Genomic DNA, 21,198 nt, shown 5'->3' on the forward strand with positions numbered 1-21,198 from the left:
AGCGTAATCCGGGGCAAGTGCCGGAAGAGAATCCCGGGTTTCGCTTCGCTTCACCCGGGCTACAAGAATTCGAACATGGGAGAAGAAAGTCGATGGAACGGCTCAAGGGCAAGACGGCGATGGTGGTGGGCGCGGGCTCGATCGGGCCCGGCTGGGGCAATGGCAAGGCGACCGCCGTGACCTTTGCGCGCGAGGGTGCGCAGGTATTTTGCGTCGACCGCAATGCGGCCGCTGCGCAGGAGACCGTCGATATCATCACCGGCGAGGGCGGCAAGGCGACGGCGCATACCGCCGACGTCTCAAGGGCCGCCGAGGTCGAGGCGATGGTCGCGGCCTGTCTGAAAGCCTATGGCCGCATCGACGTGCTCGACAACAATGTCGGCATCGCCGAGGTCGGCAGCGTGGTCGAGGTGGCGGAAGCCGAATGGGATCGCGTCTTCGCCGTCAACCTCAAGAGCGCCTATCTCTCCATGAAGCACGTCATTCCAGTCATGGTCAGGCAGGGTGGCGGCTCGATCATCAACATCTCCTCGATCGCCTCGATCCGCCACGTCGGCATTTCCTATGTCAGCTACAACGCCAGCAAGGCCGCGATGAACCAGATGACGCGCACCACGGCGGTCGAGTTTGCGTCAAAGCATGTGCGCGTGAATACGATCCTGCCCGGGTTGATGAAGACGCCGATGGTCGAACATTCGGCCGGCCTTGCGCAAAGCTATGCCAAGGGGGACGTTGAGGCGATGTGGCGGGCGCGTGACGCGCAGGTGCCGATGGGCCATATGGGCGACGCCTGGGACGTCGCCAACGCGGCGTTGTTTCTCGCCTCGGATGAATCGAAATATGTCACCGGCATCGAACTCGTGGTCGATGGCGGTATCACCTGCAAATCGGGCGCCTGACGCGCCTCGCTACGCTTGTGCGCTCAATTCGGCGCGGTCGAGTTCTTCTTCCACTTGGTGGAAGGCGTCGTCGCCGATCTCTTCGAGATCACGCATCCTCAGCAGCGCCGCTCGTGCCGCGCCAATGGCGCGGCGGCGCAACGGGTCGGCCGGCAGCTCGCTGGTCGCAATGCCGGTTTCGGGTTCGGTTTCGGCACGCAGCAGCACGGCGCGGTATTCGAGCCGCAGGATCTCGGCCTCCTCGGACGGATCGGACTCGATCGCTTCGAGCGCGGCGCGATAGGCGATGCAGCGAGCTTGAGCGGCCTCGCGCGCGACCGGATCGTCCTTCTCGAGTTTTAGCGCCAGGATGAGCGGCCGCAGCGTCAGGCCCTGGATCACGAGCGTCCCCAGCACCACGGCAAAGGCCGTCAGCAGGATCAGATCGCGATATGGGAAGCTCTCGGGCAGCGCGAAGGCGGCCGCCAGCGTAACGATGCCGCGCATGCCGCACCAGGACACGATGATGCCGCGTTCCACCGTCGGTACCGCGGGAGACACATGCGAAGGAAGCATGCCGCGGGCGTTCAAGGCGCGCAGGAAGACGCCATATGGCATCACCCAGGCGATGCGGGCGAAGACCACGACGGCGAGGATCGTGGCGGCGAAGCTGCAATACTTGAACCGCACCTCGTCGTCGAGCCCGGACCAGATCGGATTGAGCTGCATGCCAATCAGAATGAACGCCAGCACGTTGAGCACGAACACGACGGTTTCCCACACCGCATAGGAGGCCACGCGCAGCCGCGCCGGGGTACGCTCGGGCGCGCTGCGGGCGATCGTGATCGCATAGGCCACGATGGTGAGAATACCGGACAGCCCGATATGCTCGGCGACGATCCACACCATGAAGGTGCCGGCGAATTGCGTGATGATTGCGCTCGGCGCCTCGGTGATGCGGCGCGTGATCTGCGTCCAGACCCGCGCGAACAGGAAGCCGGCAATGAGGCTTCCGAACAGCGCCAGCGCAATGGACGGCGCGAATTCGTGCACCTTCATGTGCTCGGCGGCAACCAGGCCGACCGCGACGCGGTAGATCAAGAGTGCGCTGGCATCGTTGAGCAGGCTTTCGCCCTCGAGGATCTTCTGGATACGGTAAGGCAGGTTGACCTGGCGCAGGATCGCGGTGGCCGCCGCGGCGTCGGGCGGTGCCACGATGGCGCCGAGCGCGATCGCGACCGCCCATGGCATGTCCGGGCGAAGCCAGTGCGCGACGACAGCGACGGCGGCGGTCGTGACCCCGACCGCGACCAGCACCAGTGTCGAGACCGGCAGCCAGTTGTTCCTGAGGTCTCGCAGCGAGGTGTCGAACGCGGCGTCCAGCAGCACAGGCGCCACGAACAGCGCCAGCGCCAGCTCAGGCTGCAGCGTCCACGATGGACTCGAAGGCACGAAGGCCAGCAGCATGCCGCCGATTGCAAGGAATGTCGGGTAGGGGACCTTGAGCCGCCGCGCCAGCGCGGACAGCAGGACCGCGCCAAGCAGCAGCCCGATAATCCATTCGAATGCTAGCAAATTTGGGATTCCCTGCCGGTCGAGAGATCGATGTCGCCATCAATCTAGCACTAACCGGCAAGAAGGTATTCTTCCCGTTGGCTACTGCGCCATCGCCAGGATGCCGCCGGCAAAGGAATGCCAGGCCGGTGAGACGCTGATCGGCCAGTTCAGGAATTTCACGGCGATCAGCGCAAGGCCGCCATAGACATAGACCGGATGCGGCCGGCCGCGCGTGCGCCAATCGAACACCATCGCGACCACCAGCAGCAGATAGGCGATGATGGCGGGCGGAATGGTCACCGGCACCGGGGGCGGGCCGAGCGGCCCGGGAGGCGCCAGGAAAGTGAGAAACCAGCGGGCGACCGCGGCGTCGAGCAGCGAGATGCCGGCCAGCAGCATCAGCCGCTTGTGGGTTTCAGGCTTGCGGATGGCCGCGATGGCGAGCGTGAATACCACGGCGAAGAACAGAATTCCGCTGAGCGGGACAATCGCGAATGCGATTCCGTCCTCGGTCATTCCGGCCGCCGCGGAGCGTTTCATCGCGTTGACCGCGACCAGGAAGCCGAAGATCGTCATCGCGGTCGCCAGCGAGACGCCGATCATGCCGATGGTGCGATGCCGGGCAACGTTGCCGGAAGCCGCAAGCCAGCTCTGGAATACGAAGTAAAGCGACCAGCCAAAGAACAGCAGGCCGTGAAAATGCACGACCGGCGAGGCCGAAAACGACCGCTTCGCCAGCGGCAACCAATAGGTCGGCGCAAAGCCGAGAAAGGCGACGGCCATGCAGGCCAGCGCCATGTAGAAGTAGAAATAACCAGATTGGGACTGTGCGACGGCGCGCGGCGGATTGAAGTCGGTCAAAGTGGTCATGGTTGATGAGTCTGCGAGACCAGCAAAAGGTTCACGACAAATTTTCTGACCAAAAATAGCCGTTCGCGTGTAGGCGGTCGTTTTTTCGCGCGTCACGTTTCGGCCCAAATCTGTCCCCGTCCGAAAACGGATACGCGCACGCGCCCGTTGTCGAAAAAGCGGGCGGCTTGCTAGGATCACGCATCTCACAAGACTTCCCGGGTCAATTGATGCGTCTCTGTTCCGACATCCGCAAGTTGGTTGCGGCTTCCCTGCTATGGATCGCGTTTGCGCAGGGCGTATCGGCGACCACTGTCGAACCGGCGAAGGATTTGCGCGTCGATCCCGCGCCCTGCCTTGCCGCCGCGCTTGCGCGCGACCACGAGAAGACGGAAACGGCTTGCGGCGCGCTGATCGACAACGCGAAGACCGAGAAGGCCGATCGCATCAAGGCGCTGATCGCGCGGGGCGCCGCCTATGAGCGCAAGGGCATGACCGATCGCGCCATCGCCGATTATGACGGCGTGTTGCGGCTCGATCCGGCGCAGGCCGACATCCATAACGCGCGCGGCGAACTCTGGCGCAAGAAGGGCGACCTGCCGAAGGCAGTGGCCGATTTTGCCGCGGCGATCAAACTGAACCCGGACCACGTCGCCGCCAGAGCGAACCACCGATCCCTGGCGCAGGAGCTGGAACGACTCGGCGCGCTCAAGGCGATCGCCGGCAAGCCGAGCTTCGATTGCGCGACCGCGCGCCGCAAGGTGGAAAAGGCCATCTGCGCCAATCCCGAACTCGCCGATCTCGAGCGGGAGGTTCATGTGTCGTATGTCCGGGCGACCCGCGAAGACAAGACCCCAAGCCAGGCCCGCAAGCTGCGGCGCGAACAGGAAGAATTCATCGCCCGTCGCAACGCCTCCTTCGGCCGACCCGGCTACGACCTGCAGAAGGCGATGAAGGAGCGCCTGCAGCAGATCAACGGGATCGATGGCTACTGACGAAAAGACGGTGTTTCATCCCCGGCAGTAGGTTTCGGCCGAACGGCCAAGCTATTTTGGCTTGATCATACGGCGCCGTCGCGCCGAGCGACAATCTCGACGGATCCTCGCAGGAAGCGGTTGAACTCGGCGATCGACCCGGCCGGCAGCTCCCACGGACCCCCGCACTGCGATTTCCAGAAGTTCATGAAGTCACGGCCAAGCATGTTGAAGCGCCCGACAGCAACGCTATCGGGATCTCCGAACATCGCAGCGTATTGATCGGCCTCGTTCTCCCAGTCGTGCATCCTGATGGTCAGCGTCGGACGATCGATGGGCGGCAATGCACGGAAGCCAGCCGCTTCGATCCATGTCAGCCCGGCCGCGGTCATCGTGCAGCAACACGACAGGCCGCCAAAGCCGCCACCTGTTATTCCTCTCTTGATCCACCAGTCGTTCTGCCAATCCTCATAGCCGAACAGCATGCCTTCGAGCCGTTCGAAGTGTTCGTTCCATCCGCCGGACTTGCCTGAGGCATCCCAGATTAGTCTGCTCGCCGGAATGCGCCATTCTTCGCCCTTCGGCGTGTAGTAGACAGTCCGGTGTCCAAGGTAGATCTGACCGTGGGACGTCTGAACCGGCTTATCGAACGGTTCGTTGACCTCCTCTCGGTGGAGCACGCCCTTGGCGACCCAATGGTCAAACCGGTCCTCGCCCTCGAATTTCATCGGCGGATACGCATCCGACATGCGGGCCAGTTTCTTGCGGCCCTCCAGCAGCAGCGGCAATTCGTACCGGGTGTGGCTCAGGTATGGCATCCGATCGGAGGATCGCCATCGCCATCGGCACAGGCTGATCTCCAGATCCTTGGAATCCAATTGCGCCGCATCGAAGCTCACATTGAATGTTGCAACGATGGCTGCAAGCTCTTCATCGTCCAGAATGTAAGTCTTTTTCCAGCTTAGGGTCGTCGGCCGCTCCAGCCAGAATTGCGCGAACCGCTGCCGGATCGCCGACAGAAAACATCGCCTGTAGAATGGGACACCATCGCTCGAGGTCGAATGCTTCGATCAGGAAGCGGGACTGCGGCATGGGGAGTCCTGTGAATTGCTCGTAGATGAAGCCAAATTATACCGCCGATAGGTGCCTGCGCCGGGGCGGCTTTTGCGGCATGTGGCAAAATCGCTCACTTCATCGTTAAGTTTTTGGCAATCGCAGCCATGCGGGCCGATCGGCGGGCGAGGCTCAACCGCGCAGAAAATCCGGTCTTTCTTTTTTGATCCAGATTAAGGTAGGCATCCCGGAACGGGCAGAAGAACCGGTAGCCGGTCATAATTGCACGGGAAGCGACGCCATGAGCATTCAAAACAACAGCCGCTATCACGAAGTCCACGCCCGCTCGCTGGCAGACCCGGAAGCATTCTGGGCCGAGGCCGCGCGCGAGATCGGCTGGATCGAGCCGGCCAGGAAGATCTTCGATCCCTCGATGGACGCCTATGGCCGCTGGTTCGCCGGCGCGGTAGTCAATACCTGCTACAATGCGCTTGACCGCCATGTGGCGGGCGGGCGCGCCGATCAGGTGGCGCTGATCCACGATTCGCCGCTCACCAACTCGATCTCGAAATTCACTTATGCCGAGATGCTGAAGGAGGTGCAAACGCTCGCCGCCATCATGCAGGACTTCGGCGTCGCCAAGGGCGACCGCGTCATCCTCTATATGCCGCTGGTTCCAGAAGCCGTGTTTGCGATGCTGGCCTGCGCGCGGATCGGCGCGGTGCACAGCGTGGTGTTCGGGGGCTTCGCGGCAAAGGAGCTCGCGAGCCGGATCGACGACGCCAAGCCGAAACTGATCTTCTCGGCAAGCTGTGGCATCGAGCCCGGCCGCATCGTGCAGTACAAGCCGCTGCTCGACGAGGCGATCAGGCTCTCAAGCGCAAAGCCGCAGGCCTGCGTCATCCTGCGGCGGCCGCAGCAGGTTTGCGAACTTGTGGCCGGCCGCGATCACGATTGGGCAACGCTGCGCCGCGCCGCGCTCGATGCCGGAAAGACTGCGGCTTGCGTGCCGGTGCTCGCTACCGATCCGCTCTATATCCTCTACACATCAGGAACCACGGGCATTCCGAAGGGCGTCGTGCGCGACAATGGCGGGCATCTGGTCGCGCTCAAATGGTCGATGTTCAATCTCTACGGCGTCAAGCCGGGCGAGGTCTGGTGGTGCGGCTCCGACATCGGCTGGGTGGTTGGCCACAGCTACATCGTCTACGGCCCGCTGATCCATGGCGCGACCTCGATCATGTATGAGGGCAAGCCGGTCGGCACGCCGGATGCCGGCGCGTTCTGGCGCGTCATTTCCGAGCACAAGGCGGTGGCCCTGTTCACCGCGCCGACCGCATTCCGGGCCATCCGCAAGGAGGACCCGGACGGCGCATTCATCCGCAAATACGATCTGTCGAAATTCCGCACGCTGTTTCTGGCCGGCGAACGCGCCGATCCACCGACGGTGGAGTGGGCGGAAGCGCAATTGAAGGTGCCGGTGATCGATCACTGGTGGCAGACCGAAACCGGCTGGTGCATTGCCGGCAATCCGGTGGGGCTCGGCATGCTGCCGGTCAAGCACGGCTCGCCGACGGTGCCGATGCCGGGCTATCAGGTCGACGTGGTCGACGAGGCGTCCAAGCCCGTGCCCGCGGGCACCATGGGCTCGATCGTGATCAAGCTGCCGATGCCGCCGGCCTGCCTACCGACGCTGTGGCAGCAGGACGCGCGCTTCAAGGAGGCCTATCTCACGGAGTTTCCCGGCTACTACAAAACCTCTGATGCCGGCTACAAGGACGAGGACGGCTATGTCTGGGTGATGGGACGCACCGACGACATCATCAATGTCGCCGGCCACAGGCTCTCCACCGGTGGCATGGAGGAAATTCTGGCGTCCCATCCCGATGTCGCCGAATGCGCGGTGCTGGGGATCAAGGACGCGATCAAGGGCGAGGTGCCCTGCGGCTTCCTGGTGCTGAAGGCCGGTGTCACGCGCGCGCCTGCGGACATCGAAAAGGAGATCGTGGCGCTGGTCCGCGACAAGCTCGGCCCCGTCGCGGCGTTCAAGCTCGCGATCACCGTCGGGCGGCTGCCGAAGACGCGCTCCGGAAAGATCCTGCGCGGCACCATCAAGAAGATCGCCGACGGCGAAAGCTGGGCCATGCCGGCGACGATCGAGGACCCGAAGGTGCTGGATGAGATCGGCGACGCGCTGAAGGGCAGGGTGTAGGGTTCCGGGAACAGCCGCGCTCGACATTGCGGGGCTTGACCCGGGCATCCATCATCGTCAAAGCAGGCTGCCATTATTTCGATGGATTGCCGGCTCAAGCCCGGCAATGACGAGATGGAAGAACGGGAGCCCCGCATGCAGTTTGGACTCGCAAAACACGTCATCGCACTCCTGCTCATCGCCCCCTTGCTGGCCGGCTGCCTGGAGCGCGGCCAGCCGACCATGGTCGATACCAGTGCGGACGACGACGCATTTTGCCGCGCCAACAACGTCGCGGTCGGCTCGAACGATTACGTCAACTGCCGCAAGAACCGCGATGTGCAACGCGGCAATGCCAACGCCCGCGCCGACCGCGCGCAGCGCAATATGGCCGAGCAGATGCTGAATAACCCGGTCCGGCCGTAACAGGAGGTCCTCATGAACGAAGACGTCTTCAACGCCAGCCTGCGCAAGTTTCTGAAGCAAGTCGGCGTCACCTCGCAACGCGAGATCGAAAAGGCCGTGCGCGATGCGCTTGAGGCCGGCAAGCTCAAGGGTCACGAGAAGCTGCCGGCGAAGATGGTTTTGACGATCGGCAGTATCAGCCTCTCCCACGAGATCGACGACGAGATTGAGCTGGGGTAGACAGGTACAATCTTGCCGTTCATATGGGAGCATGAGGGGCGAAGCTTTGCTCCTGAGGTAGCTGAACGCACGCATGAATCGCACGAATGCCACTTGTCAGGCTAATTTTGGCATTAAATACTGAGTGGGCGAGTTCTTTCATTCCTGCAATCGGCCGACGCAGTGACGCGGGCGGTCTGGATTTAGCCAAGTTGCGTAGCCAAGCGGATGTGTCCGATGAGCTTGGAGGCGGCTACAACTAACGCACCTCCAGCGCCATCGTCCGCGGCGTGGTCGCCGTGGATTGTTTCGCTTCTCGTTGCGATCGTCTTTTTTCTTGCCGCGCGCCTCAGCCTCGCTCTGCTCGAAAAGTGCGATGGCGTCGCCGTGTTCTGGCCGGCGGCCGGCGTAGCCACCGGAATTTTGGTGGCGTTCGGCCCGGCGGTGCGGTGGCCGGTCGTCATCGCGGTGGTCGCTGCCACCTACGCGGCCAATCTGCTTGGCGATCGCAATCTTGCCAGCACCACGTTTTTCGCGATGGCGAATGCCAGCGGCCCCCTCATCGTCTCAGGGCTGATCCAGAGATTTTGCGGTGCGCCATTCGAACTCGATGAGCTGCCTCGCGTCCTTGGATTATTCGCCGCCACGATCGTTGCCGCCATGATCGATGGTTTGATCGGCATGCTCGGGTTCGTGTTCTTTCATGCCCCGACTGCATCGCCTGTGGCCGTGTGGCGTCACTGGCTCGTCTCCGAGACGGTGGGTACCATTACCGTTGCGCCCCTTGTGATCGGCCTTGCATCGTTCCTGCGTAACGCACCGCCGAAGCGCGAAATTGCGGAGGGGATTTTCGCGCTTGCGATCGTGGTCACCCTGTGTGTGCTCCTGGTCGTTCTCCCCAACACGCCGTGGACCTTCGAACTGGCGATTGCCGCGCTCGCTCCGCTGTTCGTGTGGATCGCTGCCCGCGTTCGTCCGGCCTTTACAGCGATCGCAACGTTCCTGTGTGCGATCACGATCGTGTGGACGACGATATTCGCAGTCGGTCTGTTCGGCGACCCGCGGTCGCCGATCGAGGAACGTATCCTGTCCGCCCAGGCCACCATTCTGGCGGCGTCGTTCGGCGCGCTGGTTCTTGCGGCGCTGTTCAGCGAGCGACGGCAACACGAAACTGCAATTCTCGAACGGGAGCGGCGGCTTGAGGAGGCGCTTCGCGCCGGCGGTGTGATCACCTTCGACTGGGATCTCCAGGCCGGTCTGATCGAGGTAAGCCGGAATGCCGCTGAAGTTCTCGGTCTTGCGCCACAACAATTTATCAACAGTGCGCACTGGATAAAATACGTCCATCCTGATGATTATCCGTTTGTCACGGCTCGCTTGGGCGCGGTCCGTCCGGACGACCCGTCGCACTCGATGACGTTCCGCTTCATGCGGCCGGACGGGCGCGGCGAAGTGTGGCTGGAGCAGGTTGCCATCACGCGCGTTGACTCGGCCGGGAAGCCGATACGCATCGGTGGCCTGATGACCGACATCACCGAGCGGAAGCGGTTCGAGGGAGAGATTTCCCGTGCCTGGAAATCAGCCGCATTGGCGGACCGGGCGAAATCCAGCTTCCTGTCGGCTGCCAGCCATGATTTGCGACAGCCGCTGCAAACGCTGAGATTTCTGCAAGGGGCGCTTGGACTGCACCTCACAGGCGGCGAGGGCCGCGAGCTTGTCGACGGGATGGCACGATCTCTCGACACCATGTCCAGCATTCTGTCGAGCCTGCTTGATGTGAATCGTCTCGAGGCAGGAAGTCTTCGTCCGTCGAAGAGCGACTTCGCGATCAAGGAGATATTTGATTCCCTGGCGGCCGACTTCTCCGGTGCCATCATCGACAGAGGCTTGCGGTGGCGCATGGTGCGTTCGGGACTCCTGGTCCGCAGCGACAAGCGCATGCTGGAGACGATGATACGAAATTTGCTTTCGAACGCGCTGCGATACACCGATCGGGGAACGATTCTGCTGGGTTGCCGGCGGGNTGGGCGACAAGGTCCGGATCGAAGTCTGGGACAGCGGCATTGGCATCAGGCANGGATCAGCTCCCGCACATCTTTCAGGAATACTATCAGGGCTCGCCCGAAGCAGGACGCGGCGGCCTCGGGTTGGGTCTGGCGATCGTCAGGCGTCTGGGGGAGATGCTGGATCATCCGATCGGTGCGCACTCCACGCCTGGCAAGGGCACCGTCATTACGATCGAGGTTCCGCGCGGCGATGGGAACGGCGAGAGGCGCGAGCGGGCGCAGAAGCCGCGATATGAGAAGGGCGACTTCCGCGGCACCATTCTTGTCGTCGAGGACGAGGCGAGCGTGCGCGCGTCGATCAGCCGCCTGCTGAACGCGCGCGGCATAGAGGCGGTCGTGGTCGGAACGGCAGACGACGCACTGGCGCGTGTCCGCCGTCGGGAAATCCGTCCCGACTTGCTGTTATGCGACTACAATCTTCAGGGCTCGACAAACGGCGTGACGACAATCGCTGACTTGCGGGCGGCTCTCGGCCGTGGCGTCCCGGCCATCGTCATGACCGGAGACATCCGCTCGGAAATCGTGGAGCCGATTGTCGCGCAGGGCATTTCGGTCCTGCTCAAGCCGTTCCTGACCGACGAGCTTCTGCAGCACATTGCGCGGCTCTCGCGTGAACAGGCTGCCGCCGGTCCGGCCAACCCGACCGCGCGATGATCGTGCCCTCAAAACAAAAAACGCGGCAGGTTGCCCCGCCGCGTTCGGTATCAGCCGCAGCTGATAACCTTACTGCTCGTCGTCGTCCTGCTGCTTCTTGCCGCCGATCGTCTTCAGCTTGGCGAACACGGCGTCGAGGTTGAGGTCGTCCTCTTTCCTTTCGCTCGGCTCGAATTCCGGCTCCTTCTTCGTGGTCTCGGAGGCCGGGAGCAGGGTGGCGCCGCCATAGGCCGCGGGCACCGGCTTTTCCTTGGCCGCGCGCTGCACCTCGAAATCGAGCTCGATCTGCGAGCACAGGCCGAGCGTCACCGGGTCCATCGGGGTCAGCGTCGAGGCATTCCAGTGGGTGCGGTCGCGGACCGAGGCAATGGTCGTCTTGGTGGTGCCGACCAGGCGCATGATCTGCGCGTCCTTCAATTCGGGGTGGTTGCGGACCAGCCAGAGGATCGCGCTCGGGCGCTCGTGGCGGCGGGATACCGGGGTGTAGCGCGGGCCCTTTTTCTTGGCGGCCGGTGGCAGCACTACCTTGCTCTCGCCGAGCTTGAGGCGGTAATTCGGGTCCTTTTCGCCCCTTTCGATCTCGTCCCGGGTCAATTGGCCGGTCGAAATCGGGTCCATGCCCTTGATGCCCTGGGCGGCATCGCCGTCGGCGATGGCGCGGACTTCGAGCGGGTGCATCTTGGTGAAATCGGCCACCTGGTCGAAGGTCAGCGCCGTATTATCGACCAGCCACACGGCCGTCGCCTTGGGCATCAGCGGTGCATTGCTCATGGCAAATCTCCTTTGTGCCTCGCCCACCTCTTTTTGGAGGCGAAGCCTATGGTCATCGGGGATGACGGGAATTAGGGCGCTATATACGCCTTCCAGCCCCTTTGGCGCAATGGTCTGCTAAAGTGCCTTGACAGAGGGCGAAAGCAGTCCCAAGTCCTTATGCGAATTGGCCGTTCCCAGCCCGCCGGCTAGGGGTGATTCGGTCCCCGAGATAGCCCCATGCCAGCGAAACCAGACCTCAAAATCGTGCTTTGTTCCCCCCGTGGCTTCTGCGCCGGGGTGGTGCGGGCCATCGATACCGTCGAACGGGCCCTCACCATCTACGGCGCCCCCGTGTATGTCCGTCACGAAATCGTGCATAACCGCTACGTGGTCGACAGCCTGAAGACCAAGGGCGCGATTTTCGTCGAGGAACTGGCCGAAATCCCCGACAATACCAACGCACCGGTGGTGTTCTCGGCCCACGGGGTTCCCAAATCGGTCCCGGCTGACGCAAGGGCCCGCAATTTCTTCTCGCTGGATGCGACCTGCCCGCTGGTCACCAAGGTGCACCGCGAGGCTGCGATCCATTTCAAGCGCGGCCGCGAAATCCTCTTGATCGGGCATTCCCACCACCCCGAGGTGGTTGGCACCCTCGGCCAGTTGCCGCCGGGCGCGGTGACGCTGATCGAGACCGCCGACGATGCCAAGACCTTCACGCCGAAGGATCCGGATAACCTCGCCTTCGTGACGCAGACGACGCTGTCGATCGATGATACCGCCGAGATCGTCGCCCTGCTGAAGGAGCGTTTTCCGAACATCAACGGGCCGCACAAGGAAGACATCTGCTACGCCACCACCAACCGCCAGCTCGCGGTGAAGAAGGTGGCGCCGGTGGTCGATGCGCTGATCGTGGTCGGCGCGCCGAACTCGTCGAACTCGCAGCGCTTACGCGAAGTCGCCGAGCGCGAGGGGTGCCCTGTCTCGGTGCTGGCGCAGCGCGCCTCGGATCTCGACTGGTCGCGCTTCGAGGGCATCAAGAGCCTCGGCATCACCGCAGGCGCCTCCGCGCCGGAAGTGATCGTCGAGGAGATCATGGGCGCCTTCGCCGAGCGTTATGAACTGCATGTGGAGACGGTTTCGGCCGCGGAAGAGAACGAGTTCTTCCCGCTGCCGCGCTCGCTGCGACCCGACGCCGCCTGAGGCTTCTCATGGCGGTTTACACCGACGTCGCCGCCGAAGATCTCGCGGATTTCCTGAAGGGCTATGACATCGGCGAATTGCTCTCCTACAAGGGCATCGCCGAGGGCGTCGAGAATTCCAACTTCCTGATGCACACCAGCCAGGGCGCCTTCATCCTCACGCTCTATGAAAAGCGCGTGGCGGTGGACGATCTGCCGTATTTCCTGTCGTTGATGGCGCATCTGGCCGAGCGCGGCGTGCGCTGCCCGCAGCCGGCCCGAAACCGCAAGGGCGAGGTCTACAGCGAACTGGCCGGCCGTCCCGCGGCGATCATCAACTTCCTCGAAGGCATGTGGCCGCGGCGGCCGAACGCTGCGCATTGCACCGGCGTCGGCGAGGCGCTGGCGAAAATGCATCTAGCTGGCCACGACTTTCCGCTGTTCCGGAAAAATCCGCTGTCGGTCGAGGGCTGGCGGCCGCTGTTCGATCTTGCCGCCCCGCGCGCCGACAGCGTCGCACCGGGCTTGCAGGACTTCATCGCCCGCGAACTCGATCACCTCGAGGCGTGCTGGCCGAAGGATTTGTCGCTCGGCGTCATCCATGCCGACCTGTTTCCGGACAACGTCTTCTTCCTCGGCGACAAGCTGTCGGGCCTGATCGACTTCCCGTTCTCCTGCAACGACATTTTGGCCTACGACGTCGCGATCTGCCTGAACGCGTGGTGCTTCGAGGCGGATCATTCCTTCAACGTCACCAAGGCCCGCGCGTTGCTCAATTCCTACGGCCGCGAGCGGCAATTGTCCGAGGCCGAACAGGAAGCGCTGCCGCTGCTGGCGCGCGGCGCGGCACTGCGCTTTTTGCTGACGCGCCTCGTTGACTTTCTCAACGTGCCGCCGGGCGCATTGGTGAAGCCGAAAGACCCGCTGGAATACGTCCGCAAGCTGCGCTTCCACCAGAATGTCGCGAGCGTGCGCGACTATGGCCTGACCCAGCCGGGATACGTCGCTTGAGCGAATTGCCTCACGTCACCGTTTTCACCGACGGCGCCTGTTCGGGTAATCCCGGTCCAGGTGGCTGGGGCGCCATCCTGCGGTTCGGCGACAAGGAGAAGGAACTGAAGGGCGGCGAGCCGCACACCACCAACAACCGCATGGAGTTGATGGCGGCGATCTCGGCGCTGGAAGCGCTGAAGAAGCCGTGCGTGGTCGATCTCACCACCGACAGCCAATATGTGCGCCAGGGCATTACCGGCTGGATCCACGGCTGGAAGAAGAACGGCTGGCGCACCGCGGACAAGAAGCCGGTCAAGAATGTCGAACTATGGCAGCGCCTCGACGCCGCGCTGAAGCCGCACCAGGTCCGTTGGCACTGGATCAAGGGCCACGCCGGCCACGCCGAAAACGAGCGTGCCGATCAGTTGGCCCGCGACGGTGTTGCGATGGCGAGGCTGAAACAGACGGTGGGGAAGTAGCTCTTCCCTCTCCTCTTGTGGGAGAGGGTGGATCAATCGCGCAAAAGCGCGATTGAGACGGGTGAGGGGTTCTCTCCGCGGGTATGCGTCCCTCGTCTGAAACGTCTGCGTCCGCGGATAGAACCCCTCATCCGGCGCTTCGCGCCACCTTCTCCCACAAGGGGAGAAGGNGAAGAGTGTTCTGCGCGGACGCTTAGCTCAGAGCTGCCCCAGCAGCGTATCGCCGCCGGACACCTCGACCTTGCCGGGGGCCGGCTCGAGGTTGAGCTTCTTGACCACGCCGTCGTCCACCAGCATCGAATAGCGCTTGGAGCGGATGCCGAGGCCGTTGCCGGAGGCGTCGAGCTCCATGCCGATCGCCTTGGTGAAGTCAGCATTGCCGTCGGCGAGGAACACGGCTTCGTCGCGCTGGTCGGTGTCGCGCTTCCAGGCGTTCATGACGAAGGCGTCGTTGACGGAGACGATGGCAATGGTGTTTACGCCCTTGTCCTTGATGGCATAGGCGTTGAGGAAGATGCTCGGCAGGTGCATCTTGTGGCAGGTGCCGGTATAGGCGCCGGGCACCGCGAACAGCGCCACCTTCTTGCCCTTGAAAATATCGTCGGTGGTTTTGACCTGCGGGCCTTCCGCGGTCATCACGCGAAACTTGGCTTCCGGCAGCTTGTCGCCAACTTGGATCGTCATCGTCAATTCTCCCTCAATGAGGGCTGTTTTGTAACCCTTGCGGCTGGCCGGCACAATATTCGCGGCGCTCGAAACGGCAACGGCCAAGCTCGTTCACGCTTGCGTCATCAGGGCGCAAATCCGCCTTCGTCCAGAAAGGCCTGCTCCTCGGGGGTGGTCGTGCGGCCCAACAGGCGGTTGCGATGAGGGAAGCGCCCGAAGCGCCGGATGATGTCGGCGTGGTGCTCGGCCCATTTCAGGCTTTCGGCATTCCCAGCCGCGCGCGTCAGCTCGATGCAGCGGAGCTGGTCGGAGAGGTGCTCCGAATGGTTGAAGGGTAGATAGAGGAATTCGCGTAAGAGAGGATCGATCCGCGCGTCGACACCGCGCGCGATGGCGCGATGCGCCGCCTCGCGCGCCTGGGCGTCGCTGGCATAGGTCCTGGCATCGTCGCGGAACATGTTGCGGGGAAATTGGTCGAGCACGATGACAAGCGCCAGCGCGCCGTCATCGCTCGTTTCCCATGACGATAATTCGCCCGCAGCTGCCTTCTGCCACAGACTGAGATAACGCCGGCGCACTTCCGCATCGAACGCGTCGTCGCGCTTGTACCAGCGATCGGGGCCGGCGTCGCGCCAGAAGGCTAGGATGTCGGCCGGCGCAACGCTTGTCTCGGTCATGTCAGAGGTCCGCGGGCCCTCGTCAGGCCGCGGCCTTCTTCTCGTCGCGCAGTTCGCGGCGCAGGATCTTGCCGACATTGGTCTTCGGCAGGTCGGTCCTGAACTCGATCTGCTTGGGCACCTTGTAGGCGGTGAGCTGCGTGGTGCAGAACTTGATGACGTCTTCGGCCGAGAGGTTCTGGTCCTTCTTGACGATGAAGGCCTTCACCGCCTCGCCGGACTTCGAATCCGCAACGCCGATCACGGCGCATTCCAGCACGCCCGGATGGCTCGCGATCACTTCCTCGATCTCGTTTGGGTAGACGTTGAAGCCCGAGACCAGGATCATGTCCTTCTTGCGGTCGACGATCTTGGTGTAGCCCCGCTCGTCCATCACGCCGATGTCGCCGGTGCGGAAGAAGCCGTCCGCGGTCATCACATTGGCGGTCTCTTCCGGCCGGTTCCAGTAGCCGGCCATCACCTGCGGGCCCTTGGCGCAGATTTCGCCGGCTTCGCCGAGCGGCACTTCCTTGCCCTCGTCGTCGCGGATCGAGAGATAGGTCGAGGGCACCGGGATGCCGATCGAGCCGGAGAACTGGTCGGTGTCGGCGGGGTTGCAGGTCAGCGTCGGCGAGGTCTCGGACAGGCCATAGCCTTCCGACAGCGCGCAGCCGGTGACCTTGAGCCATTTCTCGGCGACCGGTTTTTGCGTCGCCATGCCACCGCCGAACGAGGTCTTCAGCTTGGAGAAGTCGAGCTTGTCGAAGCCAGGCGTGTTCAGCAGGCCGTTGTAGAGCGTGTTGACCGCCGGGAAGCTGTTGACCTGGTATTTCTGCAGCTCCTTGATGAAGCCCGGCATGTCGCGCGGGTTCGGGATCAGGAGGTTGACGCCGCCGGCGCGCATCGCCAGCAGGAAGCACGCTGTCAGCGCGAAGATGTGATAGAGCGGCAGCGCGCAGACGATGAAGAGCTGCTCGACCTGCGGCGGCTTCTTCAGCGCCGGCTGCAGCCAGGCGTCGTTCTGCAGCACGTTGGCGAGGATGTTCCTGTGCAGCAGCGTCGCGCCCTTGGAGACGCCGGTGGTGCCGCCGGTATATTGCAGGAAGGCGACGTCGTCGCGGGTGAGCTGCGGCTTGCTGAGCTTCAGGCTGCGGCCGGCAGAGAGCGCCTCGTTGAAGGAGACCGCGCCCGGGATCGACCAGGCCGGCACCATCTTCTTCACCTTGCGCACGACCAGGTTGACGATCACGCCCTTGAACCCGAGCAGGTCACCCATGCTGCCGACGATCACGTGCTTGACGGACGTCCTCGCGACCACCTGCTGCACCGTGGTGGCGAAGTTCTCCAGCACGACGATCGCTTCGGCACCGGAATCCTTGAGCTGATGCTCGAGCTCGCGCGGGGTGTAGAGCGGATTGACGTTCACGACAGCATAGCCGGCGCGCAGCACGGCGGCGGTCGAGACCGGGTATTGCAGCACGTTCGGCATCATCAGCGCGACGCGGGCGCCTTTTTGCAGGCCCTTGCTCTGCAGGTAGGCGCCCAGCGCGGCGGACATCTCGTCGAGGTCGCGGTAGCTGATCGACTTGTCCATGCAGATGAACGCCTTGCGGTCGGCGAACTTCTTGAAGCTCTCTTCCAACAGCTCAACGAGCGACGAGTACTGGTTGACGTCGATATCGGCTGGCACGCCGGCCGGATATTGCTTGAGCCAGATCCGCTCCATGGTATTCCCCTCTGGTTTCGAGCCCGCTCTGATTGCATCAGATCGTGCCCTAATTTTTGTTTTGACGCGTCTTCTTCGTGCGAACCGGTACTTAGACTTCGCTCGAAAAACGCTATGGCTCCCTGTTTCTTGGCCGGGCGCGCCTTGTTTTGGTCAGTATTGTGAATGCCGCCGCCGATGGCAAGCGGCTGCGCGCTATCGACGCATTGCAGCGAGCTGGAATAGTTCGGCTGAACGGCAGTAAAACTGCCTAATTGCGTGGCCCTGCGGCCCCGTTAACCAGCCGGCTTGTTTTCGCCCTTGGGTTTAGCGGCGGCATTGGGCTTGGCCGGCTTCGGCGCGGGCTTGTCCGCGGCGGCGGCCGGTTTGGCGGCTGGCTTTTTGTCGGCAGCCGCCGGCTTTCTCTCGGCCGAGGCGGCCGGCTTGGCGGCAGCATCCCGCGTGGCGCTCGCATGCCTGACTGCAGCAGGCTTGGCGGCCGGCTTCGCGCTGGCTTCAGCCTTTGGCGCCGCAGCGCCAGGCTTCTTTGCCGCGATCTTCGATTTCTTGCCGCGCTTGGCCGACGACGCCTGCTTCTCGGCCTCCGCCGCAACGACCGCGATCAAGGCGGCGCCAGTCTTGGTCGGGCCGGTATAGACCGGAATCGGCTCAGACGGTTCCGCCGCGGCAGCCAGCAAGTCCGACGGCTTGCCGGTCGGCGGCTGCAGTCCCGCGGTGAAGAACGTCACCGCGCTCTCGCCGGCCGAGGCGTTGCCGTTGGCGGCGAGGACGTCCGCATCCTCGTCGGTCGCCGGACGCTTGCGCTTGCCGCCGCACATCTCCTCGCGCAGGTTCGGCGGCGTCGCATCGACCGGAACCAGATTGTCGACGGTGCCGAGCGCGGGCTTCAGCCAGCCCAGCCCACCGCCGAAGCCGCGCTCCAGCAATTGCGCCGCACGCACCGCCCGCTGCTGTCCGGACGAGGAGCCGAGCACGACGGCGATCAGCCGCTTGCCGTTACGCGTCGCGGAGGCGACCAGGTTGTAGCCCGAAGCGCAGATGAAGCCGGTCTTGAATCCGTCGGCGCCGGGATAGCGTCCGATCAGCTTGTTGAAATTCTGCGTCACCCTGCGGCCATAACGGATCGAGGGGATGTGCATGAAATATTCGTATTCCGGCAGGTCGCGGATGACGGCGCGCGCCAGCATCGCGAGATCGCGCGCCGAGGTGACCTGTCCGTCTGCCGGCAGGCCGTTCGGATTGACGTAGCTCGTCTGCGTCATGCCGAGCCTTTGGGCGGCCTGGTTCATCATGCCGGAGAAACCGTCGACCGATCCGCCGACGCCCTCGGCGAGCACCACGGCCATGTCGTTGGCCGACTTCACCATCATCATCTTCAGCGCGTTGTCGACGGTGACCTGGGTGCCCGGAGGAAAGCCCATCTTGGACGGCGACTGCGACGCGGCGACCGGCGACACCGTGAGCAGCGTGTCGAGCGAGAGGCGTCCTTCCTTCACCGCCTTCAGCGTGACGTAGGCGGTCATGATCTTGGTGACGGAAGCCGGATACCAGGGCATCGTCGCGTTGTCGGCCTGCAGCACCTTGCCGGTATCGGCTTCGACGACCAGCACCGCTTCGGCGTGCACGGCGCGCGGCATCACGACGGCGAGGGCTGCCGCGACGAGAATCCAGGTGAGCGACGGGCTGCGAAGCAGCGGGCGAAGAAAATGCACTTTTCCGTTCCGGTCCTTTGAGACCCGCCTTCGAAAAGGAGGTCCTTGAGATCTAGCGTTCGGGTTTCAAGCGTGTCCGGCGCCGTTGCTTTGCGGCGATGCAAACCTATACCGGCTTGCGGACTCAGAACAGGGGCCGGGCCATTAAATCGTGGACGAAATCATGGCAAATTCGGCGGTATCTGACGGTGACGGTGCTCACCCAGGCTCTCGGTTCACCTAGGTCTTGTTTCACCTCGATTCAGGCGCGCGCGCTCTCCTGCACCATGAACTGGGCCTTTGCGAGTTCCGCAAAACGTCCGCCCCTGGCCACCAGTTCATCGAAAGTTCCGCTTTCGATCACCCGGCCATTGTCGAACATCAGGATCCTGGTGGCGTTGCGGATGGTCGAAAGCCGGTGCGCGATCACGAAGGTGGTACGGCCCTTCATCACCTCGTCGAGGGCGGCGTTGACCTTGGCCTCGGTCACGGCGTCGAGCGCGCTGGTGGCCTCGTCCAGGATCAGGATCGGCGGGTCCTTCAAGAGCGCGCGGGCGATCGACAGGCGCTGGCGCTCGCCGCCGGACAGCATGCGGCCGCGTTCGCCGGCATGGGTGTCGAACTTCTTCTCGCTGCGCTCGATGAAGTCGAGGGCCTGCGCGCGGGTTGCGGCGAGGCGCATTTCCTCCTCGGTCGCATCGGGCTTGCCGACGAGCAGATTGTCTGCGATCGAGCGGTTGAACAGCAGCGCCTCCTGGAACACCACGCCGATGTTTCGCCGCAGCGCGGTCAGCTTCAGGGCGCGGATATCCATGCCGTCGATCTTGATGATGCCGGATTGCGGATCGAAGGCGCGGTGCAAGAGCGCGATCGCGGTCGATTTGCCGGCGCCGGTCGAGCCGACCAGCGCGATGGTCTGGCCGGGCAGGGCGGTGAACGAAACGTCTTCGACCGCGGGCCGCTTGCCGTCATAGGAAAACGAGACGTCGTGGAACTCGATGAGGCCGGAAAGCCGCCCGGTATCGACCGCGCCGGGCCGGTCGCGCACCGCCGGCACCGCGTCCAGCACGTCGAAGAATTCCTGCAGGCGTGGCGCCTCCATGAACACGCTGTTGATGAAGCTCACCACCTGTTCGAGCTTCTGGATCAGCATGGTCGCGAAGCTCACGAACATCACGATCTCGCCGACCGTCGTCTGTCCCTGCGCGTGCAGGTAGATGCCGACGGTAAAGATCGCGAGCACGGTGATGGTGGTGGAGGCGCGGGTGATGACGGTGACCAGCGCCCACCAGCCCAGCACCGGCATCTGCGCGGCGAGCAGCTTGTCGGCGACGAAGCGCAGGCCCTGCACTTCGGCATCGATCCGCACGAAGCTCTGCACCAGTGCGACGTTGCCGAGCGCGTCCGACGCGCGCGCGGAGAGATCGCTGTACTGCGCCTCGACCTCGCTCTGCATGCCGTAGGTCTTGCGCACCACCATCGTGGTCAGCACCGTGAACACCACGCAGAGCACGAACAGCAGGATCGCCAGCCGCCAGTTGATGTAGAGCGCGAGCGGCAGCAGCACCACCAGCGACAGGATCGCTGCAAAATGCTCGCGGAAGAATCCGAGCCAGAGCCGCCACAACGCGTCGGTGCCGTTCAGCATCACCTTCATCAGCCGCCCGGAATGGGTGCCGGTGTGGAAGGTCAGCGGCAGTTGCATGATGTGTTCGAAATAATCGGTCAGCACCGCCTGGCGCTGGCGGTGCGCCAGCTTGTCGGCATGGAGCGCGACCAGCGCGCTGCACGCGATGGTGAACAGGCCGAACGCCACCCACGCCGCCAGCAGCGGCCATGCCGAATTCGTGGCGAGCGGCCCGGTCTGCGGCTTGCCGGAGAGCACGTCGACGATCTTGCCGAACAGCACCGGCTCGGCGAATTGCGCGCCGGCCAGCAGAAGATTGGCGACGGCGAGAATCCAACCAAGCCGCGCCTCCTTGCCGAGCAGCTCGAGGACGCGGGTGTAAAGGCGCAGCATGGACATTCGTGGAAAACTCGCGAGGCGAAAATCAGTTGCCCATTGTTAACTGGGATCGCCGAGGGCGACTAGTGAGGCAGGCGCATACGTCGGGCAGTTGAGCAAGCGGCACCCCTCTCCCTAACCCTCCCCCGCAAGGGGGGAGGGAACCCAACCACCGGTGCCTCTCTCACAAACGCTAACGAGGTTC

General features: G+C 63.5%; 19 protein-coding genes and 1 pseudogene. 10 read left to right on the forward strand and 10 right to left on the reverse strand.

Annotation, left to right across the window (positions count from 1 at the left end; translation table 11 throughout):
• The first annotated feature begins 92 nt into the window (after window positions 1–92).
• Complete coding sequence (locus tag CQ14_RS35965) at window positions 93–899, forward strand: SDR family NAD(P)-dependent oxidoreductase (protein ID WP_057862475.1); 807 nt, start codon at window positions 93–95, stop codon at window positions 897–899.
• A gap of 9 nt (window positions 900–908) precedes the next feature.
• On the opposite strand, the gene CQ14_RS35970 is transcribed toward CQ14_RS35965, so the two are convergent.
• Entirely contained in the window at window positions 909–2,453 is a 1,545-nt protein-coding gene (locus CQ14_RS35970; RefSeq protein ID WP_057862476.1) for a cation:proton antiporter, read from the reverse strand.
• Between the two features lie 81 nt (window positions 2,454–2,534).
• The gene (locus CQ14_RS35975) at window positions 2,535–3,305 is read right to left on the reverse strand and encodes a hypothetical protein (RefSeq protein ID WP_057862477.1); all 771 of its coding nucleotides are present in this window, start codon (window positions 3,303–3,305) and stop codon (window positions 2,535–2,537) included.
• A 209-nt stretch (window positions 3,306–3,514) separates the two neighbouring features.
• On the opposite strand from CQ14_RS35975, the gene CQ14_RS35980 reads away from it, so the two are divergent.
• Window positions 3,515–4,279: a tetratricopeptide repeat protein gene (locus CQ14_RS35980; protein ID WP_057862478.1), complete on the forward strand. Its 765-nt coding sequence runs from the start codon at window positions 3,515–3,517 to the stop codon at window positions 4,277–4,279.
• A 65-nt stretch (window positions 4,280–4,344) separates the two neighbouring features.
• On the opposite strand, the gene CQ14_RS35985 is transcribed toward CQ14_RS35980, so the two are convergent.
• Together CQ14_RS35985 and CQ14_RS45025 are read right to left on the reverse strand one after the other, a co-directional pair.
• On the reverse strand, window positions 4,345–5,076 hold the full coding sequence (locus CQ14_RS35985; protein ID WP_156435794.1) for a hypothetical protein: 732 nt from the start codon (window positions 5,074–5,076) through the stop codon (window positions 4,345–4,347).
• A 112-nt stretch (window positions 5,077–5,188) separates the two neighbouring features.
• Complete coding sequence (locus CQ14_RS45025) at window positions 5,189–5,350, reverse strand: hypothetical protein (protein WP_199805705.1); 162 nt, start codon at window positions 5,348–5,350, stop codon at window positions 5,189–5,191.
• 262 nt (window positions 5,351–5,612) lie between these two features.
• Here CQ14_RS45025 and CQ14_RS35990 point away from each other — a divergent pair, with 262 nt between their 5' ends.
• The 5 genes and pseudogenes from CQ14_RS35990 to CQ14_RS48495 all read left to right on the forward strand — a co-directional run.
• Entirely contained in the window at window positions 5,613–7,523 is a 1,911-nt protein-coding gene (locus CQ14_RS35990; protein WP_057862480.1) for a propionyl-CoA synthetase, read from the forward strand.
• A 135-nt stretch (window positions 7,524–7,658) separates the two neighbouring features.
• Complete coding sequence (locus CQ14_RS35995; RefSeq protein WP_057862606.1) at window positions 7,659–7,928, forward strand: hypothetical protein; 270 nt, start codon at window positions 7,659–7,661, stop codon at window positions 7,926–7,928.
• Between the two features lie 12 nt (window positions 7,929–7,940).
• Window positions 7,941–8,147 (forward strand): DUF6494 family protein, encoded by a 207-nt coding sequence (locus tag CQ14_RS36000; RefSeq protein ID WP_057862481.1) that lies wholly within the window; start codon window positions 7,941–7,943, stop codon window positions 8,145–8,147.
• Window positions 8,148–8,363: 216 nt separating this feature from the next.
• A partial coding sequence (locus CQ14_RS48490) for an MASE1 domain-containing protein (protein WP_430650244.1) occupies window positions 8,364–10,149 on the forward strand: 1,786 nt, incomplete at its 3' end.
• A gap of 54 nt (window positions 10,150–10,203) precedes the next feature.
• Window positions 10,204–10,846: pseudogene (locus CQ14_RS48495) on the forward strand (response regulator); the annotation flags it as partial.
• Window positions 10,847–10,915: 69 nt separating this feature from the next.
• Here CQ14_RS48495 and CQ14_RS36015 read toward each other — a convergent pair.
• Window positions 10,916–11,617 carry a DUF1013 domain-containing protein gene (locus CQ14_RS36015; RefSeq protein WP_057862484.1) on the reverse strand — a complete coding sequence of 234 codons (702 nt, stop codon included), beginning with the start codon at window positions 11,615–11,617 and terminating at the stop codon, window positions 10,916–10,918.
• A gap of 219 nt (window positions 11,618–11,836) precedes the next feature.
• Here CQ14_RS36015 and ispH point away from each other — a divergent pair, with 219 nt between their 5' ends.
• Genes ispH through rnhA form a run of 3 tightly spaced genes read left to right on the forward strand, consistent with a single transcriptional unit; the run spans window position 11,837 to window position 14,249 of the window.
• The gene (gene ispH, locus CQ14_RS36020) at window positions 11,837–12,799 is read left to right on the forward strand and encodes a 4-hydroxy-3-methylbut-2-enyl diphosphate reductase (RefSeq protein WP_057862485.1); all 963 of its coding nucleotides are present in this window, start codon (window positions 11,837–11,839) and stop codon (window positions 12,797–12,799) included.
• A gap of 8 nt (window positions 12,800–12,807) precedes the next feature.
• Complete coding sequence (locus CQ14_RS36025; RefSeq protein ID WP_057862486.1) at window positions 12,808–13,788, forward strand: homoserine kinase; 981 nt, start codon at window positions 12,808–12,810, stop codon at window positions 13,786–13,788.
• Entirely contained in the window at window positions 13,785–14,249 is a 465-nt protein-coding gene (rnhA, locus tag CQ14_RS36030) for a ribonuclease HI (RefSeq protein WP_057862487.1), read from the forward strand. The genes CQ14_RS36025 and rnhA overlap by 4 nt, the downstream gene beginning before the upstream one ends.
• A 198-nt stretch (window positions 14,250–14,447) precedes the next feature.
• Here the strand turns inward: rnhA and CQ14_RS36035 are convergent, their stop codons facing one another.
• The 5 genes from CQ14_RS36035 to CQ14_RS36055 all read right to left on the reverse strand — a co-directional run bounded on the left by CQ14_RS36035 (window position 14,448) and on the right by CQ14_RS36055 (window position 21,014).
• Complete coding sequence (locus CQ14_RS36035) at window positions 14,448–14,933, reverse strand: peroxiredoxin (RefSeq protein WP_057854710.1); 486 nt, start codon at window positions 14,931–14,933, stop codon at window positions 14,448–14,450.
• A gap of 107 nt (window positions 14,934–15,040) precedes the next feature.
• Window positions 15,041–15,592: a DUF924 family protein gene (locus CQ14_RS36040; RefSeq protein WP_057862488.1), complete on the reverse strand. Its 552-nt coding sequence runs from the start codon at window positions 15,590–15,592 to the stop codon at window positions 15,041–15,043.
• 22 nt (window positions 15,593–15,614) lie between these two features.
• Window positions 15,615–17,297: a long-chain fatty acid--CoA ligase gene (locus CQ14_RS36045; RefSeq protein WP_057862489.1), complete on the reverse strand. Its 1,683-nt coding sequence runs from the start codon at window positions 17,295–17,297 to the stop codon at window positions 15,615–15,617.
• A 275-nt stretch (window positions 17,298–17,572) separates the two neighbouring features.
• Window positions 17,573–19,009 carry a D-alanyl-D-alanine carboxypeptidase family protein gene (locus tag CQ14_RS36050; protein ID WP_057862490.1) on the reverse strand — a complete coding sequence of 479 codons (1,437 nt, stop codon included), beginning with the start codon at window positions 19,007–19,009 and terminating at the stop codon, window positions 17,573–17,575.
• 241 nt (window positions 19,010–19,250) lie between these two features.
• Window positions 19,251–21,014: a glucan ABC transporter ATP-binding protein/ permease gene (locus CQ14_RS36055; RefSeq protein WP_057862491.1), complete on the reverse strand. Its 1,764-nt coding sequence runs from the start codon at window positions 21,012–21,014 to the stop codon at window positions 19,251–19,253.
• Between the last annotated feature and the right edge of the window lie 184 nt (window positions 21,015–21,198).

The sequence above is a fragment of the Bradyrhizobium lablabi genome (assembly GCF_001440475.1).
In the GTDB taxonomy this organism is placed as follows: domain Bacteria; phylum Pseudomonadota; class Alphaproteobacteria; order Rhizobiales; family Xanthobacteraceae; genus Bradyrhizobium; species Bradyrhizobium lablabi.

What these genes read in the sequence shown, in the direction of transcription:
- CQ14_RS36035 (WP_057854710.1), bottom strand. Translation starts at nt 14,933, where the DNA reads ATGACGATCCAAGTTGGCGACAAGCTGCCGGAAGCCAAGTTTCGCGTG.
- CQ14_RS35975 (WP_057862477.1), bottom strand. Translation starts at nt 3,305, where the DNA reads ATGACCACTTTGACCGACTTCAATCCGCCGCGCGCCGTCGCACAGTCC.
- CQ14_RS35985 (WP_156435794.1), bottom strand. Translation starts at nt 5,076, where the DNA reads ATGCCATACCTGAGCCACACCCGGTACGAATTGCCGCTGCTGCTGGAG.
- CQ14_RS36040 (WP_057862488.1), bottom strand. Translation starts at nt 15,592, where the DNA reads ATGACCGAGACAAGCGTTGCGCCGGCCGACATCCTAGCCTTCTGGCGC.
- CQ14_RS36000 (WP_057862481.1), top strand. Translation starts at nt 7,941, where the DNA reads ATGAACGAAGACGTCTTCAACGCCAGCCTGCGCAAGTTTCTGAAGCAA.
- CQ14_RS35965 (WP_057862475.1), top strand. Translation starts at nt 93, where the DNA reads ATGGAACGGCTCAAGGGCAAGACGGCGATGGTGGTGGGCGCGGGCTCG.
- CQ14_RS35980 (WP_057862478.1), top strand. Translation starts at nt 3,515, where the DNA reads ATGCGTCTCTGTTCCGACATCCGCAAGTTGGTTGCGGCTTCCCTGCTA.
- CQ14_RS36015 (WP_057862484.1), bottom strand. Translation starts at nt 11,617, where the DNA reads ATGAGCAATGCACCGCTGATGCCCAAGGCGACGGCCGTGTGGCTGGTC.
- ispH (WP_057862485.1), top strand. Translation starts at nt 11,837, where the DNA reads ATGCCAGCGAAACCAGACCTCAAAATCGTGCTTTGTTCCCCCCGTGGC.
- CQ14_RS35990 (WP_057862480.1), top strand. Translation starts at nt 5,613, where the DNA reads ATGAGCATTCAAAACAACAGCCGCTATCACGAAGTCCACGCCCGCTCG.
- CQ14_RS35995 (WP_057862606.1), top strand. Translation starts at nt 7,659, where the DNA reads ATGCAGTTTGGACTCGCAAAACACGTCATCGCACTCCTGCTCATCGCC.
- CQ14_RS36045 (WP_057862489.1), bottom strand. Translation starts at nt 17,297, where the DNA reads ATGGAGCGGATCTGGCTCAAGCAATATCCGGCCGGCGTGCCAGCCGAT.
- CQ14_RS36025 (WP_057862486.1), top strand. Translation starts at nt 12,808, where the DNA reads ATGGCGGTTTACACCGACGTCGCCGCCGAAGATCTCGCGGATTTCCTG.
- CQ14_RS36055 (WP_057862491.1), bottom strand. Translation starts at nt 21,014, where the DNA reads ATGTCCATGCTGCGCCTTTACACCCGCGTCCTCGAGCTGCTCGGCAAG.
- CQ14_RS45025 (WP_199805705.1), bottom strand. Translation starts at nt 5,350, where the DNA reads ATGCCGCAGTCCCGCTTCCTGATCGAAGCATTCGACCTCGAGCGATGG.